This is a genomic window from Pandoraea sp., assembly GCF_004297875.1.
Lineage (GTDB): Bacteria > Pseudomonadota > Gammaproteobacteria > Burkholderiales > Burkholderiaceae > Pandoraea.
Genome location: NZ_SCSK01000049.1, coordinates 1 through 3,153 on the forward strand (window position 1 = coordinate 1; position 3,153 = coordinate 3,153).

Consider the following 3,153-nt stretch of genomic DNA (forward strand, 5'->3'; position numbering starts at 1 on the left):
CTCGACAAAAAGCTCATGCGCTATATCCGTCAGTACAACAAGGATCCCAAACCATTGAAGTGGATCTACGCCGATCCGACACGGCGCATCACCGCCGATTCTTCTGATTCAGTGGACTAGCATCGGTGGTGCGGTAAAACCCAGGAGACAAGAATGGTCAACGTAGCGGTAGTCTATTTCAGTGGTTACGGGCACACGGCCCGGCAGGCAGCAGCAGTCATGGAGGGAATCCAATCGGTTACCGACGCACATGTGAGCGGCATCGTCGTCGACAGCGACGGATTGATCAAGGACAACGCCTGGCACGAATTGCAGGAAGCCGATGCGATCGTCTTCGGCTGCCCGACCTACATGGGGTGCGTACCGTGGCAGTTCAAGCGCTTTGCCGATGCCAGCAGCAAGGCGTGGGCAGCGCAAGGCTGGCGCGACAAGCTCGCGGCCGGGTTCACCAATTCCGGCTCGATGAACGGCGACAAGCATTCGACGCTGAGCTACCTTTTTACGCTTTCGATGCAGCATGCAATGCTCTGGGTCGGAACGGGCCTGATGTCGGCCAACAAGAAAGCGTCCGGTCGAGACGACATCAATTACCTTGGCGCCTTCGCTGGCGCCATGGCGCAATCGCCGGCCGACGCTTCGCCGGACGAAGCTCCCGGCCCGGGCGATCTGCACACGGCGCACCTGTTCGGGCAACGCATCGCCCAGGTTGCCAGCCGGTGGTGCGCCTCCTGACACATCCAGTTTCCGTCGGTCGCCAGACCGCCCCCGCGCGCCCAGGTGGCACTCCCGTGAATCCTCAGTGCCATTGGCAGGTGCGCCACGGGGCAAGAGCGCCACGTGGGCGGGATGAGTCACGCATACAGCGTTTTGATCGCATGTGAGGAATACTCGACGAAGACTCCGTCTGACGGGGGGATTCCATATTTCATATTGCGCCGTTGTTTAGACCAGCACCGAAAATAACATTAAGGAATCCATGCAATGAATCGAAAAATCAAGCTCGCGATCGCAGCAGGCATGATCGCCGTGAGTGCGTTTGGCATTTCGTCATCGTTTGCCAAAACCAATCCCTGGCCGCCCACCACCGCAGGCAAGCCGACGCCCATCATTCCCGGCATGCCGCCCGCGCTGGCAGCCCACCTCGCGAATTTCGACGACCTGGACTTTCACGTGTATACCCAGCAGCGCTGGCTGGACCTCCACAAGAGTCATGCGGCAAACATCGTCGTTCATTACCCGGATGGTCACATCACGAAAGGCATTCCCGACCACATCAAAGAACTGAAATTCATGTGGACCTTTGCCCCCGATAATCGCATTACTGAGCATACGGTGAGATTCGGTACCGCCGACGGTCGCTGGACAGCGGTCATGGGCTACCTCGACGGCACCTTCACAAAGCCCATGGTGCTCGCCGACGGCAAGGTCATACAGCCGACCGGAAAACGCTACCACCTGCCGATGGCGACGCTGGGGCATTGGAACAACCATGGAACGATGGACGAGGAGTATTTGTTCTGGGACACCGCAACGTTGATGAAGCAGATCGGCGTCAGCAACTAACGGCTCCGGCTTCGGCTCGCCCAGCCGCCGACGTCATCGGATCGAGGTGGTCTTTACCCGCGCCTCGGTCCGTTTTTCCTAAACCCCCGCCGGCAGCTTGCTCGCCATCATCTTGCGCCTATCCAGCCTGCGGCCATCGACGATGAAGGTGCCGTCGCCCACCGCATGCACCACGCGCTTTTCCTTGCGGGTCGTGTCGACGTAGGCGGCCACGGCCTGCAGCACGACGATGTTGTGCTTCTCGACGATGTCGATGACCTGGCATTCGATATTGGCCAGACACTCCTTGATCAGCGGCGGCTTGACATGCCGGGCCGGCACGCGGGTGAGCCTGAATTTGGCGAACTTGTCGGTGTCCACGCCGGAGCAGGTGCCGATGCCCACCACCTTGTCGAGCAGATCGACAGTGGGAATCGCGATCACGCATTCGCGATGCTTGCGCAGCGCCGCGTAGGAGTAATTCCACTCGCCGGTCGTGATGGCGAACACCGGCGTGAAATCCATCACCATGGTCCACGAGATCGTCATGATGTTGTCTTGCCCGCCGTCATGCGTGGTCACGAGAATGACGGGCCCCGACTCCATCAGTGTGAAGGCTTTGCTGAGTTCGAGCTGACGCATCACGCACCTCCGATCGACAAACCGAGCCTGCCTGATGGATTGTACGCGTGGCCGGAATCGGAGGTGTGGTCGGCGGCATGCCAGTTCAATTTCGCCCCGAGCATGGCCAGATCGCGTGGCCAACTGGCCCAGTGCGCTGAACGACAACAGAACGCCATCGATGACGTATACCGCGCCGAGCCCTTACGCTGGGCTCACCATCAAGGCAAGAAACATAAAAATATGTTTTTTCTCAAATTGATTTAAGACTTTTGATTGGCATATCTATTTATTGATGATTTATATTGACCGCCTGGTGTTGTAAAACTTTCAATCGATTTATCGGCGCCAATCGATAAAAATCCTGGTTTCTTTGTAATCAACACACCTTGAAACGCTACATCGCAATAGATGTATTTACGTGCGGCCGCGATCCTGAATCGGCAATTTCGCGCGTTGCGCATCTGCTTGGTGCACAGGAGAAAGCAATACGCTTCCTGCAACGAGGGTCTCGCACTATTTCTGGAATTCCGATGCATTTATCGCCGTGTAGCAAAGCACCCGTCATATGAGCGAATTCGACAGCAAGACCGCATCTTCCCGCCAGACATATCCGGTTACTGAATCAAATCGGGTAAAGCGCATCGCCGAGCGGGCATCGTACGATGAGGCGACAATACACTCGATTATCGACAGCAGTTATCTTTGTCATGTCGGGTTCATGCAAAACGCGAGGCCGGTCGTGATTCCGATGGCGCACTGGCGCATTGGAGGCTATCTGTATCTCCATTCAGCCAAGAAGGGTCGGTTTGCCAAGATTTGTGTCGACAATGACATCGCCGTGAGTATCGCTACGTTCGACGGCATCGCCCTAGCAGGCTGTTGAAATTCGATCCCGCGTAAACGGGATCCTGGGGTCGAACGTTATGGATATCATGTTCATGATCTTTGGCAGTGAATTCGATGCGCGGAATGGATGAGATGCAGGAA

5 protein-coding genes and 1 pseudogene are annotated in these 3,153 nt (G+C 56.7%); 5 read left to right on the forward strand and 1 reads right to left on the reverse strand.

What is annotated here, in order from left to right; all coding sequences use genetic code 11:
- From EPN80_RS15525 to EPN80_RS15535, 3 genes and pseudogenes are all read left to right on the forward strand, one after another.
- Positions 1 to 120 (forward strand): annotated as a pseudogene (locus EPN80_RS15525) (IS630 family transposase); the annotation flags it as partial.
- Between the two features lie 33 nt (positions 121 to 153).
- A complete protein-coding gene (locus tag EPN80_RS15530; RefSeq protein WP_293029163.1) occupies positions 154 to 732 on the forward strand; it encodes a flavodoxin family protein in 579 nt (192 codons plus the stop codon).
- 249 nt (positions 733 to 981) lie between these two features.
- Positions 982 to 1,563: an ester cyclase gene (locus tag EPN80_RS15535; RefSeq protein ID WP_293029166.1), complete on the forward strand. Its 582-nt coding sequence runs from the start codon at positions 982 to 984 to the stop codon at positions 1,561 to 1,563.
- Positions 1,564 to 1,641: 78 nt separating this feature from the next.
- On the opposite strand, the gene EPN80_RS15540 is transcribed toward EPN80_RS15535, so the two are convergent.
- Entirely contained in the window at positions 1,642 to 2,184 is a 543-nt protein-coding gene (locus EPN80_RS15540) for a flavin reductase family protein (protein ID WP_293029169.1), read from the reverse strand.
- Between the two features lie 368 nt (positions 2,185 to 2,552).
- Between EPN80_RS15540 and EPN80_RS21135 the strand changes: the two genes are divergently transcribed.
- Together EPN80_RS21135 and EPN80_RS15545 are read left to right on the forward strand one after the other, a co-directional pair.
- Positions 2,553 to 2,735 carry an S-adenosylmethionine decarboxylase gene (locus EPN80_RS21135; RefSeq protein ID WP_366468332.1) on the forward strand — a complete coding sequence of 61 codons (183 nt, stop codon included), beginning with the start codon at positions 2,553 to 2,555 and terminating at the stop codon, positions 2,733 to 2,735.
- The gene (locus EPN80_RS15545; RefSeq protein WP_293029171.1) at positions 2,732 to 3,049 is read left to right on the forward strand and encodes a pyridoxamine 5'-phosphate oxidase family protein; all 318 of its coding nucleotides are present in this window, start codon (positions 2,732 to 2,734) and stop codon (positions 3,047 to 3,049) included. Before EPN80_RS21135 ends, EPN80_RS15545 begins: the two co-directional genes overlap by 4 nt.
- Positions 3,050 to 3,153 lie beyond the last annotated feature (104 nt).